A 26,345-nucleotide genomic window follows, 5' to 3' on the forward strand; every position below is an offset into this window, starting at 1 on the left:
TCAGCGCTCAGTGCCGGAAGAAGATCCGGTCGCCGTACTCCCGCATCACGCGGCCGTTCCACTCGTGCCCGCCGTCGACGTTGCCCGAGCGCAGCAGCGGCGGCTCCACGCCGCGCGCGGCCAGCTCGCCGGCCGCCGCCGCCATCACCGCCTGCATGATCGCGCTGGTCACCACCGTCGAGGCGGGGGCGAAGGGGGCGTCGATGCCGTCGGCCGTCAGCTCGGCGTCGCCCACGGCGATCTTGCTGTCGAGGACGATGTCGCAGTGGTCCTTGAGGTAGGTGCCCGAGACGTGCCGCGACTTCGTCTCCGTCGCGTACGCCACCGAGGTCACGCCGATGACCTTGAGGCCGATCGCGCGGGCGTTCATGGCCATCTCGACGGGCAGCGCGTTGCGCCCGGAGAGGGAGATGACCACGAGCACGTCGCCGTCGGAGGCCGGGCTGCTGTCCAGGACCGCTCCGGCGAGGCCGTCGACCCGCTCCAGCGCGCTGCCGAGGGTGGCGGGCATGACGTCCACGCCGGCGGTGCCGGGGACGGCCAGGAAGTTCATCAGCGCGAGCCCGCCCGCCCGGTACACGACGTCCTGAGCGGGCAGCGAGGAGTGCCCGGCGCCGAAGGCGAACAGCCGGTTCCCGGACGCGACGGCCCGCGCGATCACGGCCCCCGCCTCGGCGATCCGGCCGCCCTCCTCTTCGCGTACCCGCTCCAGCAGGCCGATGGCCGCGTCGAAGAACTGCCCGGCCAGCTTGCTCTCGCTCATACGCCGAAGGCCCTTCCAGGGTGGGATGCGGTGGCTGCGTCATCGGTCCGTCGTCGGTGTCCGCCGCTCACCGTGCGGTCTGGACCAAGAGTGTGTCAATACGAACGTCAATCCGAGGGCGAAACCCCGGCCACGTGGGCGGGCGCCGCCAGGGGGGCTCCGGTGAAGATCCCCGTACATGTCGCGTACAGGCCTTGACGCTCGGCGCGGGACGGTTGTCGGTGTGATGCGTCAGAATTGGTGCAGGGCCAGCGCACGCAATCCGAGGGGCACGAATGTCCGGACTGATCGATACCACGGAGATGTATCTCCGCACCATCCTCGAACTGGAAGAGGAAGGCGTGGTCCCCATGCGCGCCCGCATCGCCGAACGGCTGGACCAGAGCGGTCCGACGGTGAGCCAGACGGTCGCGCGCATGGAGCGTGATGGCCTGGTGGCGGTCGCCAGCGACCGGCACCTGGAGCTGACCGAAGAGGGCCGCCGGCTCGCGACGCGCGTGATGCGCAAGCACCGCCTCGCGGAGTGCCTGCTCGTCGACGTCATCGGCCTGGAGTGGGAGCAGGTGCACGCCGAGGCCTGCCGCTGGGAGCACGTGATGAGCGAGGCGGTGGAGCGGCGCGTGCTGGAGCTGCTGCGCCACCCGACCGAGTCGCCGTACGGGAACCCGATCCCCGGGCTGGAGGAGCTGGGGGAGAAGGCCGAGGCCGACCCGTTCCTGGAGGACGGCATGGTCAGCCTCTCGGAGCTGGACCCGGGCAGCGAGGGCAAGACCGTGATCGTGCGCCGGATCGGGGAGCCGATCCAGACCGACGCCCAGCTGATGTACACGCTGCGGCGGGCGGGCGTGCAGCCCGGTTCGGTGGTGAGCGTGACGGAGTCCCCGGGCGGGGTGCTGGTCGGCAGTGGCGGCGAGGCCGCCGAGCTGGGGGCGGACATCGCCTCGCACGTGTTCGTCGCCAAGCGCTGACACCGACGCTGACGCTGTAGGAGACGGCCGTAGGAGACAGGGGAAGGTCCCGGCGCCTTTCGGCGCCGGGACCCGTCCTCCCCTGGCTGACCTGGAGCCCCGAGCTCTCAAGGTCATCCCCTTCGGACCGTCTTCCCCGAGCGGCCCGCCTCCCTGATGGAAAGGATCTCCATCGGCAGTGGCGGCCAATCCTTGAGCAAGGTCACTCGAAAGAGCGGTGTTATCGGCGAGACACCCGTTTTCGAATGCGGGTTCGATAGTCTGGCCGGGAGCGAAGGGGGTGCATCTGCGGTGGTACAGCGCATCGATGTGACGGGGGCCGACGGCGTCCGCCTTGCCGCCTGGGAGTTCCGGGAAGCGCCCGCGGAGCCCCGGCATCCGCCGGTCCTGCTGCTCCATGGCCTGATGGGCCGCGCCCTGCACTGGGCCGGCACCGCGCGCTGGCTCGGCGAGGACCGCCGGGTCGTGGCGCTGGACCAGCGCGGGCACGGCCACAGCGAGCGGCCCCCCGGCGGCCCCGACGGCCGGACCTCCCTGGGCCGCGAGGCCTTCGTGGCGGACGCCGAGGCCGTCATCGACCGGCTCGGCCTGGCCCCCGTGGTCCTGATCGGCCACTCCATGGGCGCCCTCACCGCCTGGCAGCTCGCCGCCCGCCGCCCCGAGCTCGTTCAGGCGGTGGTGATCTGCGACATGCGGGCGTCCGCGCTCGGGGAGGCCTCGCAGCAGGAGTGGGAGGACTGGTTCCGCCGCTGGCCCCTGCCCTTCCCCACCCAGGACGCCGCCCGCCGCTGGTTCGGCGAGGACGACCCCCGGGTGGAACGCCCCGACCCCGGCCGCGGCGCCTTCTTCGCCGAGGTCATGCACCGGGCCCCGGACGGCTGGCGCCCCCTCTTCTCCCGCCACCAGATGCTGACCGCCCGCGAGACCTGGGTGCACGACGCGCACTGGGAGGAACTGGCCCAGGTCCGCTGCCCCACCCTGGTCGTGCGCGGCCTCGACGGCGAACTGGGCCGCGCGGAGGCCCAGGAGATGGTCCGCGTCCTCCCGGCGGGCCAGTACGCCGAAATCCCCGACGCCGGCCACTACCTCCACTACGACCACCCCACCGCCTGGCGCGCCGCCCTGGAACCCTTCCTGTCCTCCGTCACCACCAACACCCACTGACGCCCCCGGACCTACCGGCCCCGCTCCCCCCGACCGCCCGGACAAAAACACCCCAGGCGGCGGGGGAGACGGCGAGCACCGCCCGGGGGACGGGGGAGTCGGCGACGAGGGCGCTGCCGATCGGGGGCCGGGCCACGTACACGCAGGAGTTGCCCTCCGCACAGTAGGAGGACCGCTGCCAGTCGGCGTCGGGCATGTGCGTGTCCTTTTCACAGGTTGCGGGCGATGGTGTGGATCAGCTGCCGCGTGTGCGCGGGACCGAGGGCGACCGCTTCCAGGCGGTCGAATGGGATGCTCCGGATGGTGACGTGGTCGCGCTCACTCATGTCCAGCAGGTGCTTCAGCTGCGCACCGGTCACCGCCGGTCCGCCGACGGTGGTCCTGGGTCAATACCCTCCACCTCCCGCACCGACAACGCCGACGCAGGCCGCGGCCTGCTCCTCGTACGCCCCCATCCTCGACGCTCCACCACAAGAGCCCGCGTCTCCCCGGCTGGCGGACTTCACACGGCAGGCTTCTCATGAGGATCAACAGGTGCGCTTTCCACGCACTTTGGGAACCATCGATCCCCCGAAACCTCGACGCTCCCCCTGGGCGGCCAGCAGGGCCGCGGCGGCGTCCAGAGCCCCGAGGATCAGCTGCATGTCCTTCGAGGTGGCGACACGGGCGTGGAAACCGCCCACCTGGACAGCTGACCGAACACGGGGATCAAGCCGAGCCCTCAAGTGCCTTCAAGAAGCGTCGGACTTCGCGTGTGACTTCGGGGGCGAGGTCTTTCAAGAGGGTTACGATTTCCCTCAATTCTGCTGCCAGCTCCGGAAATTCCTCCCAGACTTCAGCATTCCGGCCAAGGGCGGCTGTCAAGAGCTCGTCATCGTAGAAGCCCCCTCGGTTATTGGCCTCCACTGTGGTGTGCAGAATTTCCAGCGCGAGGGCCAGTGTCCAGCGGAGCCCGACATCCTGCCCGATGAGCCTCGACAGTTCATAAGCCGATAGGCTTGCGAGAGGCCGCTGCCTGAGTTCGTATACTGCGCGAACGAGTCCGGTCGATCCGCTCGGTGGGGCACCCCAGCGGTCTCCCTCGAGGTCTTCGATGGAGCGAGTCGCGTCAAAATCGACGTGCATTTTTCGCTTTCGGTTGGTACGGGACTTCATCGATGTCCGATTGAGTGCAGGAATCCGTTGAGGCGGTCTAGGGTCTGGATAACATCCTTCCTCTTGTTGATGAGGACCTCAAGTCCACGATCGGTTAGGGTGGGGGGTAAGTTTTGAATTTCGCGCTCTAGCGTCCTTCTGATTCTATCCAAGCCGTTCCGTGCATTCGTCAAGTCGGCTATATGGTCGAATGGTGTACCGTCTTTCTTTCTTGCTACGACCTCGCCGGCAGCTTCCCGGCGGGCGGCATCGTAGTGATTGTGCCGGGGTTTAGAATTTATGTCACCCACGGGGTCGGCCTTGATGTTCTCCAGTTTCTCTATCGCGCGTATCGCATCTTCGCTCAGCCCCAGTTTGGGGCAGGGGCTCAGCCCCAGCGGGTCCGACCACGTGTGGGGGTTGTCGACGTACGTGTTCGGGTTTGGGGACGGGGTGAGGCCCAGGGGGTCTGGGGTGAGGTAGCGGGCCGTTTCCGGGTCGTAGGTGCGGAAGTAGTTGTGGTGGAGGCCCGATTCGGGGTCGAAGTACTGGCCCGGGAAGCGGAGGGGGGTGTACGCCTCGGCGTCCCGGGGCCAGGTGGTGGTGCCCCAGAGGGTGGAGCGGGAGCGCCAGGCGATCTCGCCCGACTCGGATATCAGCTCCTTCGGGGTGCCGATGAGGTCCGTGACGATGGCGAAGAAGCGCTCGTCCGTGGTGCCGAGGACGCGTTCCGCCTGGGTGAGGGGGTGGAGGCCGTCGTGGGTCCAGGTGAGGGTGACCGGGCCCGTGGTCTCCTCGCAGAGGGTCGTGCCGTCCCACGTGAAACGGGTTTCCTGCGCCACCTCGCCCGAGGCCGCCAGGCGCTGCTTCGCCGTGCGGCGGCCCAGCGCGTCGTAGCGGTAGCGCCACACCGTGCCGTCGGGGGTCGTGACCCCGGTCATGCGGTCATCCGCGTCCCACTCGTAGCGCCAGGTGTCCGGCTTGCGGGAGGGGCGGCGCTTCTGGCGCAGCACCGTGCGGCCCAGGGCGTCGTACTCGTAGCGGACCGCGCCCGCCGAGGTGATCCGCGTACCCGTGTAGGTACGGGCGCCGTGGGCCTCGGTGCCCGGGTGGCGGGTCGGCCAGGCGGCGCTCGTCTGGTTGCCGGCTTCGTCGTACGCGTAGCGCTCCGACCAGTTCGGTGCCTCGACGGCGGTGACGCGGGCCGCCGCGTCCAGGGTGAAGGTGCTCGGACCCGCGAGGGCGTCGTCGACCGAGGTGAGGGCGCCGTCGGCCCGGTACGCGTACCCGCGGCGCTGGAGGGTGCGGCCGTCCTGGCCGGTCAGATGCTGGCCGGTGAGGCGGCCGAGGGTGTCGTACGCCTGGGCCAGCGCGAGCCCCGCCCCCAGGACGCGCGTGACCTCGCGGCCCACGGCGTCCCGCTCGAAGGCGAGCGTGCGGCCCGACGCGGTGAGCGCGGTGCGGCGTCCGGCCGCGTCGTACGTCCACTCGGAGCGGGCGCCGCCGGGCGTGGTGCGGCCGGAGCGCCGCCCCAGGGCGTCGTACGCGTACGAGACCGTACGGCCGTCCACCGACTCCGAGAGGAGCCGCCCGTGAGGGTCCCGCTTCCGGACGAGGGTCGTCCCGTCGTGGGAGACCGCCCGCTCCAGCTCGCCGAAGGCGTCGTAGGAGTAGGAGGTGGTGCCGTCCGCGGTCTCCTTGCAGAGCAGCCGGGAGAGGGAGTCGTGGGCGTACGTGGTGCACGCGCCGGCCGCGTTCGTCCGGGAGGCCAGGCGGCCCGCCGGGTCGTACGCGTACGTCAGCGTCCGGCCGTCGAAGTCCGTCTCCGCGGCGAGCCGGCCGGCCGGGTCGTAGGTGTAGGACCAGGTCAGGCCCTGCGGGTTGGTGACGCCGGTCAGGCGCAGCTCGGAGTCGTGGGTGAAGGTGTGCCGGACGCCGTCCGGGCCGGTGCGGGCGGTCAGGAGGTCGAAGTCCCCGTACTCGGAGACCGTCACCCCGCCCAGCGCGTCCGTGTGGGTGACGCAGTTGCCCTCGCCGTCGTACGTCCAGGACTCCGCGCTGCCGTCGGGGTTCTCCCGGCGCATCAGGCGGCCCTCCACGCTCCAGGTGAGGCGGGTGGTGTGGCCGAGGGGATCGGTGACGCTGACCGGCCGGCCGAAGGCGTCGCGGGTGTACCGGGTGGCCGCTCCCAGAGGGTCGACGATCTCCAGCGGCAGCCCCGCCGGGTCACAGCGCACGGTGGTGGACGCGCCGAGGGTGTCCGTCACCGACGCCAGGTGCCCGCGGGCGTCGTAGCCGAAGCGGGTGGTGGTGCCCGCCGGTGCGGTGGCGGACGTGCGGTTGCCGCGCTCGTCGTAGGTGGCGCGGAACACCCGGCCGTCCGGCTGGACGATCTCCACCGGCAGACCGCGTGCGTCGTAGGCCGCCCGGACCTCGCCGCCGTCCGGACGGAGTACGGAGACCAGACGTCCGGCGTCGTCGTACGTGAAGCGGGTCGTGTGCCCGAGCGCGTCGGTACGGCTGAGCAGCCGGCCCACGGCGTCGTGGGCGGAGCGGGTCGTGGCGCCGGTCGGATCGGTCTCGGCGATGACCCGGGCGTGGTCGTCGATGAGGAAGCGGGTGGTGTGCCCGAGGGAGTCGGTGAGGACGGTGACCCCGTCCTCGTACGCGAAGCGGACGTTCAGGTGGCCGTTGCCGCCGGACTGGGCGACGCAGCGGTCCCGCTCGTCGTACACGTAGTCGAAACGCCGGCCGTTGGTGTCGGTCCACGAGGTGATCCGCCGCGCCCGTCGTAGCCGAACCGCAGCGGCCGGCCGGACGAATCGGTGACATGGGTGAGGTGGCCGTCCGTGTAGCCGTAGCGCAGGACCTCGGTGCCGTCACCGAGGGAGAGCCCGGTGACCCGCCCGTCCGACGTGGCGAGGCGCACCTCGTAACCGCCGCTGTGGGACAGGGACATCGGGGCGCCCGACGCGTCATAGGAGAAGGAGATCCAGGCACCGCCCCGGTCGTCGAGCTGCGTGAGCAACCCGTCGTCCGAGAAGTGGCGCACGAGGCCGCTCTCCGGATCGGTGACCGTGTAACCGCCGTCCGCGTCCAGGACGAGCGGCCAGCGCTGCCCGTGGGCGGGCAGTACGGGGACCCCCGGTTCGGGGTGCGGGTAGGCGAGCAGGCTGCCGTCCTCGCGGACGAGGACGAGGCCCTCCTCGTCGGCCTCCAGCCGCTGGTCGACGGTGGATACCCATGCCGGGCCGAACCAGCGGCCCGTACGGTACGAGGACTCGAAGGTCCGGGTGAAGACGAGCGGCAGGGAGCCCGGCAGGACCAGGTCGGTCTGCGGCAGGACCATCCGGCCCGTGGCCACCTCGACGGGGTCGCCCACGCACTTCAGCTCGGCCCTGGCCCGAGCCGCGGCCCGGGCTTCGGCCTCCACCGCCTCCCGGGTCGCGGTCTTGGCCGCCGTGGCACCCGCCGCCCGGATGGCGCCGCCGGTCCCCTTGGCGCCGATGAGTTCGGGGAGGAGCCGGCCGGTGGCCTCGTACGGGTCGTCGAGGAAGGGGGAGACGAGAGCGCTGACGACGCGGTCGGGACGGGCCGGGGCGGAGACCAGCCCGGCCAGGGTCATGTTGACGTTCTGGTGGTACTCGGCGGGGTGGGTGATGTTGTAGGAGTCGAAGGGGCTCAGCCCGCGTGCGAAGTTGATCGTCCCCGCGGTGCCCTGGATGGCTCCGCCGATGACGTGGTCCAGCTCCAGGGCCTGGCCGGCCGCCTGATCGGTGACCATCGCCACGGCCTGCTCGCGTGCCGACGGCGCGGGTGGGGCGTGCTCCAGCGCCGCCTTCAGGGCACGGCCCGCGGCGTCCGCGGCGTCATCGCGCTGGCGCCGGGCCTCGTCCAGGATCTCCTGGGCCCGCTTCGCGTCGGCCCGCCCCGCGTCGATGTCCTGTACGGGGACCGGTCCGGGGTTCTTTCCGGCCAGGGCGGTCGCCCGGTAGGCGTCGGCCTGCCGGGTGTAGGCGTCCTCGGCGTCCTTGTGGGCCTTGACCGCCTGCTTGTGCAGCGCGATGGCCTGGTCGGCCTGTCCCTGCGCCCACTCCACCGTCTCCGCGTAGTGTTCCAGCGCGCCGCCCGCCGCCTGACAGGCGTCGGCGGCGTGCAGCCAACCGGTGGGCTGTACGGCGAACTTGGCCCTGAAGGCGTCGGCTGCCGCGCCCTTCCATTGGCCGGAATCCAGTGCCTTCATACCCTGGCCGACGTTGTCGAAGGCCGACTGGAAGTCCTTCAGGTGCGCCGCGGTCGCGCGGATCGCCGACGGCGAGCCGTGCACCAGCTCGTTCGCCTGATCGGTCTGCCCGAGCAACTGCTCGCGTACGGAGGCCCCGAGGCCCGAGGCGATGGCGTCACCCGCGTCCTCGACCCGGTCCGCCAGGCCATGGGCGCCCACGCGGTCGAGGACGCCGCCGAGACTGTCACTGGCCTTGTCGACCTCCTCGCCGGCCTTCTTCTTCGCCGCGTCCCAGGTGTCCTCCAGCTTCCCGAGACCCGTGTCGACGAGTTTGCCCCAGTCCGTCACCGCTGCTCACGCTCCGCCTGCTCGCGGTAGGCCTCCGCCAGCCTCTCGGCCGCGGGCTCGCGGCTCGGCGCGACGTCCTCCCAGGTCTGCTGCCACGCCCGGTCGCTGTTCGCCCTGGCCTCGGCCAGGGAAGCCGCGCTGTAGTCGGGATCGCGCAGGTTCGTGTACGGGTTGTCGGACAGGACGTCTCCCCAGTCCTTGTCGATCACGTCCTTTTCCGATGCGTACGGACTGCCGCCGACCACGGAGTTCGCCAGGACCTTGAAGGCGCCCTGGACGTAATGGTCGTGCTCGTAGACCAGTCCCGCCGACAGGCCCACGTGGGCCGCGAAGACGTTCGCCTGCTGGACCAAACTGCGCACGCCCCAGCCCCAGCGTTCGCAGAACGCGTCCAGTTGCGAGGTCAGGCCGGAGTGGCCGCTCTGCAAGCCGGTCAGTTTCAGCTCCGAGAAGCCGTTGCCCAGGAGGGCCGTCCCGGTGGAGCCGAGTTCCTGCAGCTCCGCCAGGCTGTCCGTGATGCCCTGCGCGATCTGTGCCAACGCCGTCTGCGACACGTCGAGATCGGGCTGCTCGCCGCTCATGCCGCCACCTCGCCGTCGACCGCAACGACGTCCGGGACGATGCCGCGCACCGGCGGGAACACCATCCCGTCCGGGCCCGCCGGATTCAGTGCCACTCCGCACGGGAAGTCCAGCGCCCCCACCACTTCGTCGAGCAACGGGGCACCGCGCAGCTGCCGGAAGGGCCACTCGCGCCCCGCATCGCCGCGCGCCACCGCGAACCGGGACAGCGCCTCCTCGTCCGAGAAGGCGCAGATCCAGTCCAGGCCGCCCACCTCGGCCGTCCACAGGCCCCCGCGTTCGTCGAGCGGTACGAGGACCACCCGGTTACGGAACTCCGCCAGCCGCTGCCAGGCCGCCCCGTGTGTCTCGGCCGCCGGCTCGGCCCCCGCGGGGTCGGTCTCCGCCCGCTCGGCCCCCACTCGCCCGGCCCCCGCCGGCCGGGCCGCCGCCTCGGTGCGCAGTCGGCCCCATTCCTCTTCGAACCCCACCTGAACGTCCCCGACCCCTCACCCGAACCCTGCGAATCGAACGCACTTTTGCATGGTGGCGCGGGAGGGGCAAACGGTCTGGTGCGGCGGTGCGTACATCCGGCCAGGGGAGCGGTCCCCCTGGCGTCGGGGGTCAGCCCTTGCTTACCGCTGTGAGGATTTCCGGGAGTTTGCGGGAGACCGTGGGGGCTGCCAGGCGGAGGCCTGCCCAGGTGGTCAGGGTGCCCCAGGCGATGCCCGCCGGGAGGACGGTCCAGCGGAGCGTGGCGGGGCCGTCCGCCGCGGCGAACCAGATCACCAGGGCGATCACCGGCGAGCTGATCAGCGCCGAGCTGAACATGCCGCCGAAGATGCCCGCCCAGGCGAGTCCGGCCTGGCCCGGGGCGACGTTCTTGAAGGCACCGTCCGTCGGGATCGAGTACGGCAGGCGCGCCGAGGCCAGTGCCCCCGTGCACAGCATCGCGCCCACCACCGCCAGGGACAGCCCGAGGGCCACCGCGAAAGCGCTCCAGTCGCCGATCAGGGCCGCGGTGAGCGCCGTGACCAGCACCGCGTACGGGACGGCGACCAGGGCCAGCGCGGCGGCCCGGGCCCGCAGTTCCTCGTACGCGTCCCGCGGGCCGGAGATGGTCTGGGCGACCATCCAGAAGGCGGAGGTGTCCTGCCCGAACTGGTTGTACATCTGTACGCCGAGCATCCCCGAGCCGAAGCAGGCGAGGTAGATGGAGCCCGTGCCCTGCAGGGCGTTGAAGACCGGCACGATCAGGCCGACCGCGAGCGCGCTCACCCAGGCCGACTTCGTCTTCGGGTCGCGCACCACGTAGCGCAGGGTGCGCTGCATGACCGCGCCGGTGCGCCCGGCCGGGAGGAAGGACCAGACCCCGCCCGCGTTCTCCCGTTCCTTGCCGGCCGTCACGGCCATCAGGGTCGAGCCGTCCGGGGTGACCATCAGTTTGGTCAGGCTGCGCTCCCACGACCACAGCAGCCCCGCCAGCGCGGCCACGGTGAGCCCGAGCTGGGCGGCGGCCGTGCCGTACGCGCCCCGGCCGGCGGAGTCGACCATGCCGACGGCCGTCGCGGGCGGCAGCCACCGCACCACGGCCTCGACCGGCTCCAGCTGGGTCAGACCGCCCTGCTGGAGGAGGCGCTGGCTGCCGAAGTTGACCAGCTGGGCGCCGACCGCGATGACCAGCCCGCTCAGCACCGCGAGGTCACGCCCCTTGCGGCTGGACAGCAGCCGCACGTTCGCGGTGGCCACGGCGCGGGCCAGCGCCACGCAGGAGAGCAGCAGCAGCGGTACGGCCACCACCGCCGCCACCGCGCCGGCCGCGCCCGCCGCCACCGCCACCATCGAGCCGACGGCCAGGCAGAGCGTGAACAGCGGGCCGATGCCGACGAGCGAGGAGGCCAGCAGGGCCCGTACGAGCGGACGCGGGCGCAGCGGCAGCATCACGAGCCGGCTCGGGTCGAGCGTCTCGTCCCCGGTGGGGAAGAAGAGCGGCATGACGCTCCAGGCGAGGGCCGTGAGCGCCGCGAGCAGGACGACGACCGTGCCGGCGTGGGTGTGGCCGTGCAGGGCGGACAGGCCGAGGGCGGCGAAGACACCGACGACGACGCAGAAGACCAGGTTGGAGATCCACACGGCCTTGCGCTTCGAGGACCCCTTGAGCCCGTTGCGCAGCAGGGACAGCTTCAGCCGGACGAACAGCGGGGTGAGCGAGGGCTCGACGGCCGCGTCGCCCTGCGCGGGCGCCGCCGCCTTCAGGACCCCCGCCCCCGTACCCGCCGCGCTCATCGGGCGCCGCCGAGCCAGTCGAGGGAGTCGCCGGTGGCGTGGTCGCGGGCGCCGACGAGTTCGAGGAAGGCGCTCTGCAGCGACGGCGCGGAACCCCGTACGTCGGCCAGCGGGCCGGCGGCGCGGATCTGCCCGGCGGCCATGACGGCCACCCAGTCGCAGAGCGATTCGACGAGCTCCATCACGTGGGAGGAGAACACGACGGTCGCACCGGACGCGGTGTAACGTTCCAGCACCCCACGGATGGTCTGCGCCGACACCGGGTCGACGCCCTCGAACGGCTCGTCGAGGAAGAGGACTTCGGGGTTGTGCAGCAGCGCCGCCGCCAGGCCGATCTTCTTGCGCATGCCCGTGGAGTAGTCGACGACGAGCTTGTGCTGCGCGCCCGCCAGGTCGAGGACGTCCAGCAGCTGCGTGGCCCGCTTGTCCGTCTCCTCGCCCGCCAGCCCGCGCAGCCTGCCCATGTAGCCGAGCAGTTCGCGGCCGGAGAGGCGCTCGAACATGCGCAGGCCCTCGGGCAGCACGCCGATCCGCCGCTTCACCTCGACGGTGTCGGCCCACACGTCGTGTCCGGCGACGAGCACCCGGCCCATGTCGGGGCGCAGCAGCCCCGTGATCATCGAGAGGGTGGTGGTCTTGCCGGCGCCGTTGGGGCCGACGAGCCCGATGAACCGGCCCGCGGGCAGCTCCAGATCGATCCCCCCGACGGCCACCTGCTCGCCGAACCGCTTCCACAGCCCCTCTACGCGTACCGCCGCGACGGGGGACGGTGCGGGTCGCGCACCGTCCGTCCCGTTCGTCCCGTCTGCCGCATAACCCTGGTCCGGCATGCGCCTGCCTCTCGTTCTCATCCCCGTGGTCGTACGTTCCTCACCATAGGAGGAGGGGGGAGGACAGGAGCAGTTACGTATGTCATGAATGTGCGGGCACGGATGTCAGCGCGGACGTCGGTGGACCCCAGCGGATGTCAGCGGACGTCCTGGCGCCGCCCCCGGGCCGCCGCCGCCTCGCTGCCGCAGGCGTAGGCCAGGGCGTCGATCAGCTCCTCGGTGTCCGGCAGCCACCGGTTCGCGGGCGTGGGCTTACGGGCCCACTGCACCGGCCCCTTGCCGCCGTGGCGGGTCGGCGGCGCGGCCACGTACTCGCCCTCGCCCCGCACGACGAGGTCGAGGGCGTGCGGCAGCCAGCCCAGCTTGCGCACCAGGTCCGCGACCTTCGCCCCGGCGCCCGGCAGTACGAAGAACAGCATCCGGTGCCCGGGGGTGAGGGTGACCGGGCCGAGGGTGCGCTGCATCCGCTCCAGCCGCGCCAGCGCCAGGAACCCGGCGGCGTCCGGCACGTCGAGGGCGTCGAAAGTGCGGCCCGTCGGCAGCAGGATGGAGGCGCCGGGGTGCTTGGCCCAGATCCGGCGCACGCCGACCGCGCTGCCCGAGGCCTGCGCCGCCCAGTCCTTCGTCGCGGCGTGCGCACCGGGCGCGGGGCAGTCCGCCGCCCCGCAGGAGCACAGTTCGCGGCCGTCGACGTACTCCAGCCACGTACCGGCGAAGACGTCCCAGTGCCGCTCTTCCACGTACCGCACGGCATGGTCCAGCAGCTGCTCCCCCCGCTGCTTGGGGATGGGTGCGGTCTCCGTGACTCCGATGGTCTCTTCCACGCCCATCACAACTCCCGCGGTCACCCGGGGTTACGGCCGTAAACCAGCGGGTGGGCGGTGCATCGATCCTGCATACGGGGCGCACGGGTGCACGGGCGGGGGCGCATCGAAGGCCGGGGCGCGGTCCCGGGGTAACGACACGACGCGGTAGGGAAGATTCTCCGCACATCAGGCGGGAAGTGATCATTCCATCGCTCTCCCGTGGCTTCAGGGGGTTTTCACATGACAGCCAGGCCTCTCGTCGCCCGTCAGCCGAACGAACGGCTGCAGGCGCTCATCCAGGAAGCCGGGTGCTCCAACGCCGGGCTCGCCCGGCGCGTCAACATGTGCGGAGCCGAACACGGCCTCGATCTCCGCTACGACAAGACCTCCGTGGCCCGCTGGCTGCGCGGACAGCAGCCGCGCGGCCGGGCCCCCGGCATCATCGCCGAGGCGCTCGGCCGCAAACTCGGCCGGACCGTCACCATCGACGAGATCGGCATGGCCAACGGCAAGAACCTCGCCTCCGGCATCGGCCTGCAGTTCTCCCCGACCGTCATCGGCGCCATCGAGCAGGCCTGCGAGCTGTGGCGCAGCGACGTCGGGCGGCGCGACTTCCTCTCCGGGTCGAGCGTCGCCGCCTCCGCGCTCGTCGAGCCCAGCCGCGACTGGCTGATCACCGGCGCCGATCCCCAGGTCGCCCGCAACGGCGGGGCGCGCGTGGGGATGCCGGACGTGGAGGCCGTCCGCGCGACGACGCAAGCGCTGACCGAGCTCGACCACCGCTTCGGCAGCGGGCACGTCCGGCCCGTGGTGGTGCACTACCTCAACTCGGTGGTCTCCGGGCTGATCGGCGGCTCCTACCGGGAGCCGGTCGGGCGCGCCCTGTTCGCGGCCGTCGCCCGGCTCACCGAACTCGCCGGGTACATGGCGGTGGACACCGGGCAGCCCGGCCTGGCCCAGCGCTACTACATCCAGGCCCTGCGGCTGGCGCAGGCCGCGGGCGACCGTGCGTACGGGGGCTACGTGCTCGCCGCCTCCATGAGCCACCTCGCCGCCGAGCTGGGCAACCCGCGGGAGATCGCGCAGCTGGCGCGGGCCGCGCAGGAGGGCACGCGGGGGCAGGTCACCCCGAGGGTGGAGGCGATGTTCTACGCCGCCGAGGCGCGCGGGCACGCGCTGCTGGGCGACGCCCGGGCCACGGCGGTGCTGTCGGGCCGGGCGGTGACGGCGCTGGAGCGGGCGGAGCCGGAGTCGGGGGACGACCCGGTGTGGATCCGGCACTTCGACCAGGCCTACCTCGCGGACGAGCTGGCGCACTGCCACCGCGACCTCGGCCAGGCCGACGCGGCGGGCCGGCGGGCCGAGGAGGCGCTGCGCGGCCTGCCGGTGACCAAGGCCCGGCGGCGGGCCATCGGGCTGCTGCTGCTGGCGGCGGCGCAGGTGCAGCAGCGGGAGGTGGAGCAGGCCTGCCAGACGGCGACGAAGGCCGCCGACCTGCTGGGGACGCTGCGGTCGCAGCGCGGTGCGGAGTACCTGGAGGATTTCCGTACGCGGCTGGAGCCGTACCGGGAGGAAGCGGCCGTGCGGGAGTTCGGGGCCCGGCTGGAGGTTCAGGTGGCCTGACGTGTCCGTGGCGTGACCGGGTAGCGTGACCCGACGGTTCCGCAGGTTCAGGGGAAGTCGGAGAAGGCAGAGGAGCACCGGTGACGACGCAGAGCGGACAAGGGGGCGTCCCCCGGCCCGGGGCGCCGGAACCGGCACAGCCGGATCCGGATCCCCGGTACCCGGCGCAGCCCGCGCCGGGGGCGGGCGAGCCGTGGGGCGGCCCGGGGTACGGCTACCCGCCGCCGCACGCCCCGTACGGGCAGGAGCAGCAGCCGCAGCAGCCGCAGCAGCCGCAGTACGGGCAGGACCCGTACGCCGCGCAGCAGCAGCAACAGCAGCAGCCGCCGTACGGAGCGCCCGCGTACGGGTACCCGCCGTCGGGGCACGTCGTCGGCCCCGGCTTCGAGGGGCCCGGAGACCCGCACGGCTACGGGTACCCGCCCCTGCCGGACGCGGTCACCCAGTACATCCCGCCGGTCCCGGGGGACGCGGCGACGCAGTACATACCGCCGGTTCCGGGGGATGCCGCGACCCAGTACATCCCGCCCGTGCCGGGGGACGCGGCGACCCAATACATCCCGCCGGTGTCCGGCGACGCCGCGACCCAGTACATCCCGCCGGTTCCAGGCGACGCCGCGACCCAGTACCTCCCGCCCGTGCCCGCCGGGCCCGTGAACCCGGCCACCGCCGCGGAGGGGTTCGACTCGCTGTTCCGCGCGGACGACGGCGCCCCGGCGCCGGCCCGCGCCGAGGTACCGGCGCCCCGCCGTACGCCGCCTCCCGGGCCCCCGCAGCAGCGCCGGCCCCCGCAGCAGCAGTACGCGCCGCCCCCGCCCCCGCCCGCCCCGGCCGGCCGCCGGGTGCCGCCCGCGGTCATCGCCGCCGGGGTCTTCGGGCTGGCCGTGGCCGGACTCGGCGTCGGTGCGCTGCTCGGCAACGGCAAGGCCCAGAACAACGACCCGGGCGCGGTGGCCCCGGCGGCCACCGGTTCGGCGAAGGGCGCGGCGGGCGACGCCCCCGTCGACCCGGCCCGCCCGCAGGCCGTCCAGCTGGACAAGCTGCTCGCGGACAGCAACGACAGCCGGGCCTCGGTGATCAAGGCCGTGGACGACATCAAGGGCTGCAAGAACCTCGGCCAGGCGGGCGACGACCTGCGCGACGCGGCCCGCCAGCGCGAGGAGCTCGTCACCCGGCTCCAGGAGCTCAAGGTGGACCTGCTGCCGAACCACGCCCGGCTCTCGGCGGCCCTCACGAAGGCCTGGAAGGCCTCGGCGGCCGCCGACAACAGCTACGCGGCGTGGGCGGACGACATGAGCCACGACAAGGGCGCCTGCAAGGACGGCAAGGCCAAGTCGACCGACAACGCCGCCGACGGCAACGATGCGAGCGGCGAGGCCACGAAGGCCAAGGACGCGGCGGCCGGGATGTGGAACACGATCGCGGCCAAGTACGGCCTCCCGACGCGCGACAAGTCCGAGCTCTGACCTCCCGACCGCCGGGGCCAGGCCTTCGTGGTCAGGCCCGCCGTGGCCTGACCGTCGTGATCAGGCCGAGCGCGGGGCCTGCTCCAGCGTCGCGGTCATGTCCAGCGGCGGTTCGTTCGGCTGGTCGACGATGCGGCCCGCCTGGACGATCTGGAAGCTGACCCGGCCGTTGACCAGCCGCGGGAAGCCGGCCACGGCGCGCATGTCCTGGTAGCGCCAGCTCAGGTCCGGGGTGAGGCCGGCGGTCTTGACGCTGGCGGACTGGTTCAGCTCCCGGGTCAGCTTGCGGGCGGTGACCTCGTCGCCGCCCTTGAAGCGCCGTACGACCTCGTTCAGGACGGTGTACGCGATCCAGGTGGTCTGCGCCCCGCTGTCGTCGGGGTCGACGGTGTCGTCGCCGAACGCCTGCTCGCTGATCACCTTGCGCATCGGCGCCCACAGCGGGTCGGTGGACACCGGGTACCAGCTGGTGACGTACGCGCCCTCGAAGGGGCTCTCCTTGCCGCCGGTGCGGTCGACCAGGCTCTGACTGACGCTGCCGAGGACGGAGGCGATCTGCGGGTTGCGGTGCTGGCTGTCGAGGCGGCGGAAGGCGTCGAAGAAGGTCTCGGTGCGCTCGCCCAGGACGGCCGTCACACAGGGCCTGCCCTCCTTGGCCGCCCCGGCGCCGGCCGCCGTCCCCTTGGCGTCCTTGGCGGAATCCTTCGCGGCGTCCTTGGCGGGATCCTTCGCCGGGCCGCCCGCCGAGCCGTCGGCCAGGGCCTCGCGGGCTTGCGGGGTGAGGTCCGCGGAGTCCTCGGCGGCCCGGATGTCGGAGGCGTCCGGCATCTTGTTGGTCCGCAGCCCCGCGTTCAGCAGGATCGGCATGGAGTCCCCGGCGAGGGTGTCCGGGCGGACCAGCGACACCTGGGAGCAGGCCTTGCCCAGCTGGTGTCCGGCGCCGGCCAGCAGGGCGGGCTGGCCGCCGTTGACCGGGTAGGACAGCGGGCTCTGGAACTCCTCCGCCGAGACCCCGTACCCGCCGATGAAGGGGATGCCCTCGGCCTCCAGGGGGGCCATGAAGGCGCGCCCGTGCTGGCTGTACGAGCCCACGACGGCGACGGCCTTCTCGGCGATGGCCTGGCGGGCGCAGTCGGCGGCGCCGGTCGGGGTGTTCTTCTCGTTGCAGGTCAGCACGCGCAGCTTGCGGCCGCCGAGGCCGCCGTTGGCGTTGACCCAGCGCTCGTACGCCTTGGCCATGCCGGGCATGCCGGGCATGTTGGTGGCTTTCGTGCCGATCGGCGCGAACGTCATGACCGTCAGGGTGTCCCCGGAACCCTTCGCGTCCCCGGACAGCACTCCGCACGCGGTGGCGGCGGTGAGGCAGACGCCCATCGCCGAGGCGAGGAGCGCGCGGGACAAGGCGGTTCCGGGGCTGAGACTGGTCATGTGCACGCACCATTCCGGCCCGGGGGGAACTGGATGATGAGGTGTACACAACAGCGGGTGGCGCGGAGGTGAATTGCGGGGGGCCGTGGGCCTACAGGTGCTTCAAGATCGCAGGTGGGGGGAACGTACGATCGAAAGCGTGACATTCGCCCAAGGTTCGAAGAACTCTTCCCGCCGCGGCGGCCGCTCCTCCACCATGGGCGGCATGCCCCTCAACGACATGCCGTGGTGGCGCTGGCGCGGCAACGTGCGCTCGGCGCTGCACATGCTTTCCGACCCGGTGTTCCAGGAGGAGGTCTGGCTGGCCGGCGTCGAAGGGTACGGGGACGTCACCGACGCCGTGTACCGGCTGGTCGAGGACACCTGGCTCGACAGCTGGTCCGCCGAGAAGTACGTCGGCACGATCTTCCGCGACGCCCAGGAGGCGGCCGTCGTCGACCTCGCCGTGCTGCGGGTGCTGCGGATCCTGCACCAGGTCGGGCCGGACGCGCCCGTGTCCGCGTACCTGGAACACCACGCCTGGCCCGAGGCCGTACGGGCCGCCCGCGAGGCGCACGTACGGCTGGCGACGGCGGACGGGGAGGACCCGGACGACCGTCCGTCCTCCGTCGACGTACTGAAGATCCTCACCCGCGCGGTGTGAAAGGCTATGCCGTCATGAGCGACCCGCAGCCCCCGCAGCCCCAGCCCCAGCAGCCCGAACAGTACGTCCTGACCGTGTCCTGCCCCGACAAGCAGGGCATCGTGCACGCCGTGTCGAGCTACCTCTTCATGACCGGCTGCAACATCGTGGACAGTCAGCAGTTCGGAGACCGGGAGACCGGGCTCTTCTTCATGCGGGTGCACTTCGAGGCCGAGACGCCCGTGACCCTCGACAAGCTGCGCGCCAGCTTCGCCGCGATCGGCGACTCGTTCCGGATGGACTGGCGGATCCACCGCTCCGAGGAGCGGATGCGGATCGTGCTGATGGTGTCGAAGTTCGGGCACTGCCTGAACGACCTGCTGTTCCGCTCGCGGATCGGCGCGCTGCCGGTGGAGATCGCGGCCGTGGTCTCGAACCACACCGACTTCGCCGAGCTGGTCGGCTCCTACGACGTGCCGTTCGTGCACATCCCGGTGACCAAGGAGACGAAGGCGGCCGCCGAGCAGCGGCTGCTGGACCTGGTGCGCGAGCAGAACGTCGAGCTGGTCGTGCTCGCCCGCTACATGCAGGTGCTGTCCGACACCCTGTGCAAGGAGCTGAGCGGGCGGATCATCAACATCCACCACTCCTTCCTGCCGAGCTTCAAGGGCGCCAAGCCCTACCACCAGGCGCACGCGCGCGGGGTGAAGCTGATCGGCGCCACCGCGCACTACGTGACCGCCGACCTCGACGAGGGCCCGATCATCGAGCAGGAGGTCGAGCGCGTCGGCCACGACGTCACGCCCGACCAGCTGGTCGCCATCGGCCGTGACGTGGAGTGCCAGGCGCTGGCCCGCGCGGTGAAGTGGCACAGCGAGCACCGCGTCCTGCTGAACGGCTCGCGCACGGTCGTCTTCGCGTAACCCTCGTCTTCGCGCCAGACCCCGGCGGGCGCACGGTCCGCCGGGGCCGCCTCATGCCGGTGTCACGCGTCGGGCTCGGCGTCCGGGTCGGCGTCGGGGGCCGCCACCCCGCAGTAGCCCGCGAAGGCCGCCAGGATCTCGTCCTCGGAGATGCGGCCGTCGCCGTCCGCGTCCAGGCCCGCCGCGACCGGGCCGGCCAGCTCCGCCGGGGTGCCGAGGACGCGCAGCACACGGGCCGCGGCCGCCGGGGTCGCCGAGCCGGAGCCCTCCTCGTCCGCCACCGCGATCACCGCGGCCAGGAACGGGCGGGCGATCTCGGCGAACCGCTGCGGACTGTCGCGCAGCCGCTTCGCGGCGCCGGTGACGAACTCCTCCCGGGACACCCGCTGGTCCCCGTCCACGTCGGCGATCCCGGCCATCCCCTGCCAGAACGCCTCCGCGCCGTTGAAGACGGCCTGGCCCTTGTCCGACCGCGCGGTGGTGCCGAATTCGGCCAGCACGGCCCTGGCCGCCGTACTGAAGTCCTCCCGGTCGATGTAGCCGGACCCGTCCTGGTCGAAGGTGGCGAATCGGGCGGCGATCTTGCGCTCGTATTCTGCGCTGTCCATATTCGGCGTTCCGCCTTCACATGTGCGTTGGGGTGCAGTTGTGGTGCAGATCAAGACAGGCAGGAGCGTACGGCCTCGATGGCCTGAGCGTTAAGCGAAGCGGTCAAGGAGGTGGCCGCATCGAACCCGCGCACGGGGAGCGCGGTGGGGCGCGTACGTCTGTTCGCGCGCGGCCCCTAGCACGCACGTACCGCCCCCCGCACGGGCTTTCCCCGAAACAGGCGCATTCCATCAGGTGCGCACTACATTTGACGGGTCGGCACACGGCGGGAGGCGCAGCATGGCGAGGGACGTTCCACCGCGCTGGGACCGCCGCATGCAGCAGCGCCTCGCCCGTGGTGAGGCCGCCGCGCTGGGCGAGCTCTACGACCGCTTCGCCTCCCTCGTGCACGGCCTGGCGCACCGGGTGCTCGGCGACGAGAAGGCCGCCGACCGGATCACCCGCGAGGTGTTCGGCTACATCTGGGAGAACCCCGACGCGTACGACCCCGGGCAGGGCTCCATGCGCTCCTGGGTGGCCCGGATCACCCAGGGGCAGGCCGTCGACCGGCTGCGCCAGGTCGAATGCGGCCGGGGCACCCGTGAGGAACTGGAACAGAAGGTCCGCAGCGCCAACGCGGCCGCCCGCGCCGACTACATCGTCGCCTCCATGCCCGCACCGCTGCGCGCCGCCCTCGAACTGGCGTACTTCAAGCGCCGCGACTACCGGCAGGCCGCGGCCGACCTCCGGATCAGCGAGGACGAGGCCCGGCGCCGGCTGCGGCTCGGCCTCCAGCTGCTGTCGACCGCCCACGCCCTCCCCCGGGAGGACCCCGCCCCCCGCCGATACGGAACCACCTGATGACCGGCCCCGCCGAAGGCACCCCCGACGATGCCCACGAGCGCCCGGCGCGCGCCGCCCGCATACCGGGCCCCCGCCCGGCCGCCGACACCCTTCGCGCGCCGGTGCTCCTGCCGGTGACTCCGGCCCCTGAACCGACGCCGGGGCCCGCGTCGGCGCCCGGGCCCGACGCTGTGCCCGGGTCGGCGGCGGAGCGTGCGCCCGCGCCCGTACCCGCGCCTGTGCTCGACCCCGAGCGCGGGCTCGCGCTCGCGCCTGCGCCCGCGCTCAATACCGGGACCACGCCCGCGCCCGCGCCTGCGCCCGCGCTCCTTCCCGGGACCACGCCCGCGCCCGCGCCGGAGGCCGCGCCCGTGCCCGAGCCCGGTGCCGCGTCCGGCGGCCCCGTCCCGGAGCCCGGCCCCGGGGTCGCCGGCGAGACGCCCCGGACGCACGGGGTGCTGAAGTCCCTGCTCGGGGCGTGGGCGCTCGCCGCCTGCTCCGCCGAGGAGACCCGGGCCGTTGAGGACCACCTCACCGCCTGCGCCCCCTGCGCGGAAGAGGCGCTGCGGTTGCGTGACGCCGTGGGCCTGCTGCACCCCGAGGAGACCCTCGACCTCAAGCCGCTGCTGCGCTCGCGCGTGCTGGCGGACTGCCTCGGCAAGCGCCCGGCCCTCATCCCGGTGCCGGTGTGGGCGAGCCCGTACGACACCGAGACCGCGCGGCTCGACGCGCTGCTGCGGGACTTCGGCGAGGCCGAGTGGGCCACCCCCGTACGGCTCAAGTGGTTCGAGGAGCGGGAGCGCCGCACCCGGACGACCACCGTGGCCGGGGTCATCGGGCACCTGCTCTCGGTGGACGGCCTGGTGGCCACCGCGCTCGGGCTGGACGACCCGCTGGGCCCGCAGGCCCCGCCGGACGGCGGCCCCGAGGGACGTACGGAGCACTTCTGGAACTCCCAGGCGCAGGTGGCCACCGGCGCGGTCCGCGAAGCCTGGCGCGAGCAGGGCCACACCCTGGTCCGCACGGTCTCCTTCGCCGGGCAGGGCGCGGCCGACCTGGCCGTGGACTACGGGGACTTCGCGCTGCCGCTCGCCGACGCGTTCCTGGAGCGGGCCTTCGAGTGCTGGGTGCACGCCTATGACATCGCCGAGGCGGTGCACTACCCGTACGGGCCGCCCTCGGGCCCGCACCTGCACGGCATGATCGACCTCGCGGCGCGGCTGCTCCCCGGCGCGCTGGCCCTGCGGCGCCGCTCGGGCCTGGCGGCGCCGGCCCGCGGCCTGGTCGCGGCGGGCGCCCCGGGGCGGACCCTGCACCTGGAGATCGAGGGCGCGGGCGGCGGTGGCTGGGACATCGCCCTGGACTCCCCGGCGGCGCGGACCTCGCGGGAGCACACGGTAGCGGAAGTGGCCCTGGACGGCATCGAGTTCTGCCAGCTCGCCGCCGGGCACATCTCCCCGCAGGACGCCGCCGTCGGCCAGACCGGCGACCGCGAGGCGATCCGCGACGTCCTCTTCGCGGCGGCCTCGCTGAGCCGGCTGTAGGCGGCGGGCGGGCCCCCAGCCCCCCGGCGCGCCTCAGGGCCGTGAAAAGCGCTCCCGCAGCCGGTACTTGAGGACCTTGCGCAGGGCGTCGTTGCGGGGCAGCGCGTCGACCAGCTCCAGCTGTTCCGGCAGCTTGTGCGGGGACAGCCCCTGCCCCCGCAGGTACGCGGCCACCCGGTCCAGGGTCAGCGGGGCGGCGCCGGGCGGCTGCTCCACCACCGCGCAGACGCGCTCGCCGCGCTCCGGGTCGGGCAGGCCGATGACGGCGACGTCGCCGACGTCCGGGAGCTGGTGGAGGAGGTCCTCGATCTCCTTCGCCGAGATGTTCTCCCCCTTGCGGATGATCACGTCCTTGCTGCGGCCGGTGAGGACCAGGTGGCCGTCGGGGGTGAGGTGGCCGAGGTCGCCGGTGATCAGGTAGCCGTCGGCGTCGAAGACCTCCGCCGCGGTGTCCTCGCGGTTCAGGTAGCCCTGGCAGACCGCCTCGCCGCGCAGCCGCACCTCGCCGTCCGTGCCGGCGGGCAGTACGGCGCCGTCCGGGGTGGTGATGCGGATGGACATGCCCCGTGGCGGGCGGCCCTCGGTGGTGGCGAGGTTCTCCGGGGTGTCGTCCGGGGAGCCCATGGTGATCATGGGGACCTCGGTCATGCCGTAGCCGTGGGTGAGCTGGCAGCCCAGTTCGCGGACCACCGCGTGGTAGATCTCCGGGGGCTTGGGGGCGCCGCCGCCCGCCAGCAGGCGCAGGCTCGGGATGAGCCGCGTACCGGGGTCCTTGCGCTGTTCGGCGAGGAACATCGAGTAGAAGGCGGTGGAGCCGCCCGCGACGGTGACGCCGTGGCGCCGGTACCCGTCCAGGGCGTCCGGCAGGGCGAACTTCTCGAACAGCACCGCCGGGAACCCGTACAGCAGCAGCATCACCGTGTAGTCGGGGCCGGCGATGTGCGCGAACGGGAAGGCCATCGACCCCACGTCGGCGGGCGTCAGCTTCAGGGCGTGGGCGAGGCAGGAGCCGCCCGCGATCAGCGAACGGTCGGTGTGCAGCACGCCCTTGGGGTCGGAGGTGGTGCCGGATGTCCAGTAGATCCAGCGTACGGAGGCGCCCTCGGCCGGGGGTGGCGGCAGCACGGCCGGGTCGCCGTCGGGGAGGTCCGCGTACGCCTCGAAGACGCCGCGGGCGCCGAGCCGGACGGCCATCGCGGTGTGGTCGAAGCCGCGCCAGACGCCGGGGACGGCGAAGAACTCCGCCTTGGCCTCGCGCAGCGCGAAGCCGGTCTCGCGGTCGCGGTAGAAGGGGATGACGGGGGACTGGACGGCGCCGAGCCGGGCCAGGGCGACGGAGAGCAGCACCGTCTCGATGCGGGTGGGCAGCTGCCAGGCGACGACCGTGCCGGGGCGCACGCCCCTCCCGTACAGGCCGGCGGCGACGCGCTCGGCGCGCTCGCGCAGCCGGCCGAAGGTGACGGTCCGGTCGTCGGCGGGGTCCGGGGCGGCCTCGATGAGGACCGGGGCGTCCGGGGTGAGGTCCGCCCGGCGGGAGACCAGCTCCCAGAGGGTGGCGGAGCGGCTGAGCTCGGTGGCGGTGGCGGTGGCCGCTCGGGCTACCGCGTCCGTACCACCCGCCGTACCGCCCGCCGTCCCGGCGTCCGTCCCGTTGTCCGTCATCCCGGACCTCCCCTGGGCAAGGCGACCACACGTCTGACGGTAAGTCAGATCAAGCGCAGAGCGTAGGGCTCCGGCGCTTGTCGGTCCAGGGGTCGCGCGGCTAGCTTGTTTCTGACGACCCATCAGATCCATCAGACAGGGGAGCGCTATGGAGCCCGTGGAACTGCCCCGGATCATCAGCGTCGACGACCACGTGATCGAACCGGCCCACCTCTTCGACGTCTGGCTGCCCGCCAAGTACCGCGACCGCGGCCCCCGGCCCCTCACCGCGGGCATCGGCGAACTCGCCTACACCGGGGGCAAGTACGTCATCACCATGGACCCCGACGGCCCGCCGACCGACTGGTGGATCTACGAGGACCTCAAGTTCCCGTACAAGCGCAACATCGCCGCCGTCGGCTTCGACCGCGACGACATGACCCTGGAGGGCATCACCCGCGAGGAGATGCGCCGCGGCTGCTGGGACCCCAAGGCGCGCCTGGCCGACATGGACCTCAACCACGTCGAGGCCTCCCTCTGCTTCCCGACCTTCCCGCGCTTCTGCGGCCAGACCTTCGCCGAGGCGCACGACAAGGAGGTGGCCCTGGCCTGCGTGCGCGCGTACAACGACTGGATGGTCGAGGAGTGGTGCGGCGACAGCGGCGGCCGCCTCGTCCCGCTCTGCATCATCCCCCTGTGGGACATCGGCCTCGCCGTCGCCGAGATCCGCCGCAACGCCGCGCGCGGCGTGCGCGCCGTGACCTTCTCCGAGATCCCCACCCATCTCGGACTCCCCTCCATTCACTCCGGTTACTGGGACCCCTTCTTCGCCGTCTGCCAGGAGACCGGCACCGTCGTCAACATGCACATCGGCTCCAGCTCCCAGATGCCCGCCGCCTCCCCCGACGCCCCGCCCGCCGTCCAGGCCTCGCTGAGCTTCAACAACGCCATGGCCTCGATGATGGACTTCCTCTTCAGCGGGGTGCTGGTGAAGTTCCCGGCGCTCAAACTCGCTTACAGCGAGGGCCAGATGGGCTGGATCCCGTACGCCCTGGAACGCGCCGACGGCGTGTGGCGCGAGCACCGTGCCTGGGGCGGGGTCCGCGACCTGATCCCGGAGCCGCCGTCCACGTACTACTACCGGCAGATCTTCTGCTGCTTCTTCCGCGACAAGCACGGCATCGCCTCGCTCGACGTCGTCGGACGCGACAACGCCACCTTCGAGACCGACTACCCGCACGTGGACTCCACCTTCCCGCACACCAGGGAGGTCGCCCTCGACCACGTGAAGGGTCTCGACGAGGAGACCGTCTACAAGCTCATGCGCGGCAACGCCATCCGCATGCTCGGCCTCGACCTCGACCGGGACCGCGACCGGGCAGCCGGCCTCCACCCCGGCCCCGACGACTCCCGCGCGCGGGCCCGCTGATGGACCTGACCTACACCGAGGAGGAGCGCGACTTCCGCGCCCGGCTGCGCGAGTGGCTCGGCAAGACGCTGCCCGAGCTGCCCGCCAAGCCCTCCCCGGACGACTGGCCCGCCCGCCGCGCCTACGACCTCGGCTGGCAGCGCAGGCTGTACGACGCCGGGTACGCGGGCCTGCACTGGCCCGTCGACGCGGGCGGCCGGGGCGCCACCCCGACCCAGCACCTGATCTTCCTGGAGGAGACCGAGCGAGCCGGCGCCCCGTACGTCGGCGCGAACTTCGTCGGTCTGCTGCACGCCGGCCCCACCATCGCCGCCGAGGGCACCGCGGAGCAGCGCGCCCGCTGGCTGCCGCCCGTGCTGCGCGGGGACGAGGTGTGGTGCCAGGGCTTCAGCGAGCCGGACGCCGGCTCCGACCTGGCCTCCCTGCGCACGCGGGCGGTGCGCGACGGGGACGCGTACGTGGTCAGCGGCTCGAAGATCTGGACCTCGCACGCGGAGGTCGCCGACTGGTGCGAACTGCTGGTGCGCACCGATTCCGCCGCGCCCAAACACCGGGGGATCACCTGGCTGGCCATGCCGATGGACGCGCCCGGCATCACGGTCCGGCCGCTGCGCACGCTCGCGGGATCGGCCGAGTTCGCGGAGGTCTTCCTCGACGAGGTGCGCATCCCGGTGGCGAACCGGGTGGGGGCGGAGAACGACGGCTGGCGGGTGACCATGGTGACCCTGTCCTTCGAGCGGGGCACCGCCTTCGTCGGGGAGGTCGTCGCGTGCCGCCGTACGCTGACCCGGCTGGCCCGGACCGCGAAGGCGAACGGCCGCTGGGACGATCCCGTCGTACGTCGCACCCTCGGTCGCCTCTACGGGGAGTTCGGCGCCCTCTGGAGGCTGACGCAGTGGAACGTCAGCGCGTCACAGCGCTCGGGCGGCGTCCCGGGCGCGGGTGGCAGCGTCTTCAAGCTGGCGTACTCGCACGCGCGGCAGGAGCTGTACGACGTGGCGGCGGAGGTGCTGGGCGCGGACTCCCTCGCGCTGGAGGAGGAGTGGGTCCTGGACCGGCTCTCGTCCCTCTCGTACACGATCGCGGCGGGCACCTCGCAGATCCAGCGGAACATCGTCGCCGAGCGGATCCTCGGCCTTCCGAAGGGCCGGTGA

Annotated in this window: 23 protein-coding genes and 1 pseudogene; 10 read left to right on the plus strand and 14 right to left on the minus strand. The window is 72.5% G+C overall.

What is annotated here, in order from left to right:
* Positions 1 to 7: 7 nt before the first annotated feature.
* Positions 8 to 763 carry an SIS domain-containing protein gene (locus ACZ6ZT_RS27165; protein WP_469722593.1) on the minus strand — a complete coding sequence of 252 codons (756 nt, stop codon included), beginning with the start codon at positions 761 to 763 and terminating at the stop codon, positions 8 to 10.
* A 275-nt stretch (positions 764 to 1,038) separates the two neighbouring features.
* Here ACZ6ZT_RS27165 and ACZ6ZT_RS27170 point away from each other — a divergent pair, with 275 nt between their 5' ends.
* Positions 1,039 to 1,731: a metal-dependent transcriptional regulator gene (locus ACZ6ZT_RS27170; protein ID WP_469722594.1), complete on the plus strand. Its 693-nt coding sequence runs from the start codon at positions 1,039 to 1,041 to the stop codon at positions 1,729 to 1,731.
* A gap of 291 nt (positions 1,732 to 2,022) precedes the next feature.
* Complete coding sequence (locus tag ACZ6ZT_RS27175; protein ID WP_469722596.1) at positions 2,023 to 2,895, plus strand: alpha/beta fold hydrolase; 873 nt, start codon at positions 2,023 to 2,025, stop codon at positions 2,893 to 2,895.
* Here the strand turns inward: ACZ6ZT_RS27175 and ACZ6ZT_RS27180 are convergent.
* The 10 genes and pseudogenes from ACZ6ZT_RS27180 to ACZ6ZT_RS27225 all read right to left on the minus strand — a co-directional run bounded on the left by ACZ6ZT_RS27180 (position 2,876) and on the right by ACZ6ZT_RS27225 (position 13,108).
* Positions 2,876 to 3,091 carry a DUF397 domain-containing protein gene (locus ACZ6ZT_RS27180; protein WP_469722597.1) on the minus strand — a complete coding sequence of 72 codons (216 nt, stop codon included), beginning with the start codon at positions 3,089 to 3,091 and terminating at the stop codon, positions 2,876 to 2,878. The genes ACZ6ZT_RS27175 and ACZ6ZT_RS27180 overlap by 20 nt on opposite strands.
* 13 nt (positions 3,092 to 3,104) lie before the next feature.
* A pseudogene (locus tag ACZ6ZT_RS27185) lies at positions 3,105 to 3,266 on the minus strand (Scr1 family TA system antitoxin-like transcriptional regulator); the annotation flags it as partial.
* A gap of 337 nt (positions 3,267 to 3,603) precedes the next feature.
* Positions 3,604 to 4,020, minus strand: coding sequence for a contact-dependent growth inhibition system immunity protein (locus ACZ6ZT_RS27190; protein ID WP_469722598.1), 417 nt, complete (start codon positions 4,018 to 4,020; stop codon positions 3,604 to 3,606).
* Between the two features lie 26 nt (positions 4,021 to 4,046).
* A complete protein-coding gene (locus tag ACZ6ZT_RS27195; protein WP_469722599.1) occupies positions 4,047 to 6,764 on the minus strand; it encodes a polymorphic toxin type 28 domain-containing protein in 2,718 nt (905 codons plus the stop codon).
* The gene (locus ACZ6ZT_RS27200) at positions 6,710 to 8,602 is read right to left on the minus strand and encodes a putative T7SS-secreted protein (RefSeq protein WP_469722600.1); all 1,893 of its coding nucleotides are present in this window, start codon (positions 8,600 to 8,602) and stop codon (positions 6,710 to 6,712) included. The genes ACZ6ZT_RS27195 and ACZ6ZT_RS27200 overlap by 55 nt, the downstream gene beginning before the upstream one ends.
* Positions 8,599 to 9,183 (minus strand): hypothetical protein, encoded by a 585-nt coding sequence (locus ACZ6ZT_RS27205; protein ID WP_469722601.1) that lies wholly within the window; start codon positions 9,181 to 9,183, stop codon positions 8,599 to 8,601. Before ACZ6ZT_RS27205 ends, ACZ6ZT_RS27200 begins: the two co-directional genes overlap by 4 nt.
* Positions 9,180 to 9,653: an SseB family protein gene (locus ACZ6ZT_RS27210; protein WP_469722602.1), complete on the minus strand. Its 474-nt coding sequence runs from the start codon at positions 9,651 to 9,653 to the stop codon at positions 9,180 to 9,182. Before ACZ6ZT_RS27210 ends, ACZ6ZT_RS27205 begins: the two co-directional genes overlap by 4 nt.
* A gap of 133 nt (positions 9,654 to 9,786) precedes the next feature.
* Entirely contained in the window at positions 9,787 to 11,448 is a 1,662-nt protein-coding gene (locus tag ACZ6ZT_RS27215) for a transporter (protein WP_469722603.1), read from the minus strand.
* A complete protein-coding gene (locus ACZ6ZT_RS27220) occupies positions 11,445 to 12,278 on the minus strand; it encodes an ABC transporter ATP-binding protein (RefSeq protein WP_469722604.1) in 834 nt (277 codons plus the stop codon). The genes ACZ6ZT_RS27215 and ACZ6ZT_RS27220 overlap by 4 nt, the downstream gene beginning before the upstream one ends.
* 137 nt (positions 12,279 to 12,415) lie before the next feature.
* The gene (locus ACZ6ZT_RS27225) at positions 12,416 to 13,108 is read right to left on the minus strand and encodes a bifunctional DNA primase/polymerase (protein WP_469722605.1); all 693 of its coding nucleotides are present in this window, start codon (positions 13,106 to 13,108) and stop codon (positions 12,416 to 12,418) included.
* 216 nt (positions 13,109 to 13,324) lie between these two features.
* On the opposite strand from ACZ6ZT_RS27225, the gene ACZ6ZT_RS27230 reads away from it, so the two are divergent.
* Both ACZ6ZT_RS27230 and ACZ6ZT_RS27235 read left to right on the plus strand, forming a co-directional pair.
* Complete coding sequence (locus ACZ6ZT_RS27230) at positions 13,325 to 14,707, plus strand: transcriptional regulator (protein WP_469722606.1); 1,383 nt, start codon at positions 13,325 to 13,327, stop codon at positions 14,705 to 14,707.
* Positions 14,708 to 14,787: 80 nt separating this feature from the next.
* Entirely contained in the window at positions 14,788 to 16,173 is a 1,386-nt protein-coding gene (locus ACZ6ZT_RS27235) for a hypothetical protein (RefSeq protein WP_469722607.1), read from the plus strand.
* Positions 16,174 to 16,233: 60 nt separating this feature from the next.
* On the opposite strand, the gene ACZ6ZT_RS27240 is transcribed toward ACZ6ZT_RS27235, so the two are convergent.
* On the minus strand, positions 16,234 to 17,601 hold the full coding sequence (locus ACZ6ZT_RS27240) for an ABC transporter substrate-binding protein (RefSeq protein WP_469722608.1): 1,368 nt from the start codon (positions 17,599 to 17,601) through the stop codon (positions 16,234 to 16,236).
* A 196-nt stretch (positions 17,602 to 17,797) separates the two neighbouring features.
* Here ACZ6ZT_RS27240 and ACZ6ZT_RS27245 point away from each other — a divergent pair, with 196 nt between their 5' ends.
* Complete coding sequence (locus ACZ6ZT_RS27245) at positions 17,798 to 18,244, plus strand: SCO4402 family protein (protein ID WP_469722725.1); 447 nt, start codon at positions 17,798 to 17,800, stop codon at positions 18,242 to 18,244.
* A gap of 14 nt (positions 18,245 to 18,258) precedes the next feature.
* Entirely contained in the window at positions 18,259 to 19,146 is an 888-nt protein-coding gene (gene purU / locus ACZ6ZT_RS27250; protein ID WP_469722609.1) for a formyltetrahydrofolate deformylase, read from the plus strand.
* Positions 19,147 to 19,208: 62 nt separating this feature from the next.
* Here purU and ACZ6ZT_RS27255 read toward each other — a convergent pair whose 3' ends face one another.
* Positions 19,209 to 19,754 (minus strand): EF-hand domain-containing protein, encoded by a 546-nt coding sequence (locus ACZ6ZT_RS27255; RefSeq protein ID WP_469722611.1) that lies wholly within the window; start codon positions 19,752 to 19,754, stop codon positions 19,209 to 19,211.
* A gap of 280 nt (positions 19,755 to 20,034) precedes the next feature.
* Between ACZ6ZT_RS27255 and ACZ6ZT_RS27260 the strand changes: the two genes are divergently transcribed.
* Positions 20,035 to 20,595 carry a sigma-70 family RNA polymerase sigma factor gene (locus tag ACZ6ZT_RS27260; RefSeq protein WP_469722612.1) on the plus strand — a complete coding sequence of 187 codons (561 nt, stop codon included), beginning with the start codon at positions 20,035 to 20,037 and terminating at the stop codon, positions 20,593 to 20,595.
* Positions 20,595 to 22,121: a zf-HC2 domain-containing protein gene (locus ACZ6ZT_RS27265; RefSeq protein WP_469722613.1), complete on the plus strand. Its 1,527-nt coding sequence runs from the start codon at positions 20,595 to 20,597 to the stop codon at positions 22,119 to 22,121. The genes ACZ6ZT_RS27260 and ACZ6ZT_RS27265 overlap by 1 nt, the downstream gene beginning before the upstream one ends.
* Before the next feature lie 33 nt (positions 22,122 to 22,154).
* Here the strand turns inward: ACZ6ZT_RS27265 and ACZ6ZT_RS27270 are convergent, their stop codons facing one another.
* The gene (locus ACZ6ZT_RS27270; RefSeq protein WP_469722615.1) at positions 22,155 to 23,783 is read right to left on the minus strand and encodes a class I adenylate-forming enzyme family protein; all 1,629 of its coding nucleotides are present in this window, start codon (positions 23,781 to 23,783) and stop codon (positions 22,155 to 22,157) included.
* A gap of 148 nt (positions 23,784 to 23,931) precedes the next feature.
* Between ACZ6ZT_RS27270 and ACZ6ZT_RS27275 the strand changes: the two genes are divergently transcribed.
* Both ACZ6ZT_RS27275 and ACZ6ZT_RS27280 read left to right on the plus strand, forming a co-directional pair.
* On the plus strand, positions 23,932 to 25,191 hold the full coding sequence (locus ACZ6ZT_RS27275; protein ID WP_469722616.1) for an amidohydrolase family protein: 1,260 nt from the start codon (positions 23,932 to 23,934) through the stop codon (positions 25,189 to 25,191).
* Positions 25,191 to 26,345 carry an acyl-CoA dehydrogenase gene (locus tag ACZ6ZT_RS27280; RefSeq protein WP_469722617.1) on the plus strand — a complete coding sequence of 385 codons (1,155 nt, stop codon included), beginning with the start codon at positions 25,191 to 25,193 and terminating at the stop codon, positions 26,343 to 26,345. Before ACZ6ZT_RS27275 ends, ACZ6ZT_RS27280 begins: the two co-directional genes overlap by 1 nt.

The sequence above is a fragment of the Streptomyces sp. NPDC102258 genome, assembly GCF_055584685.1.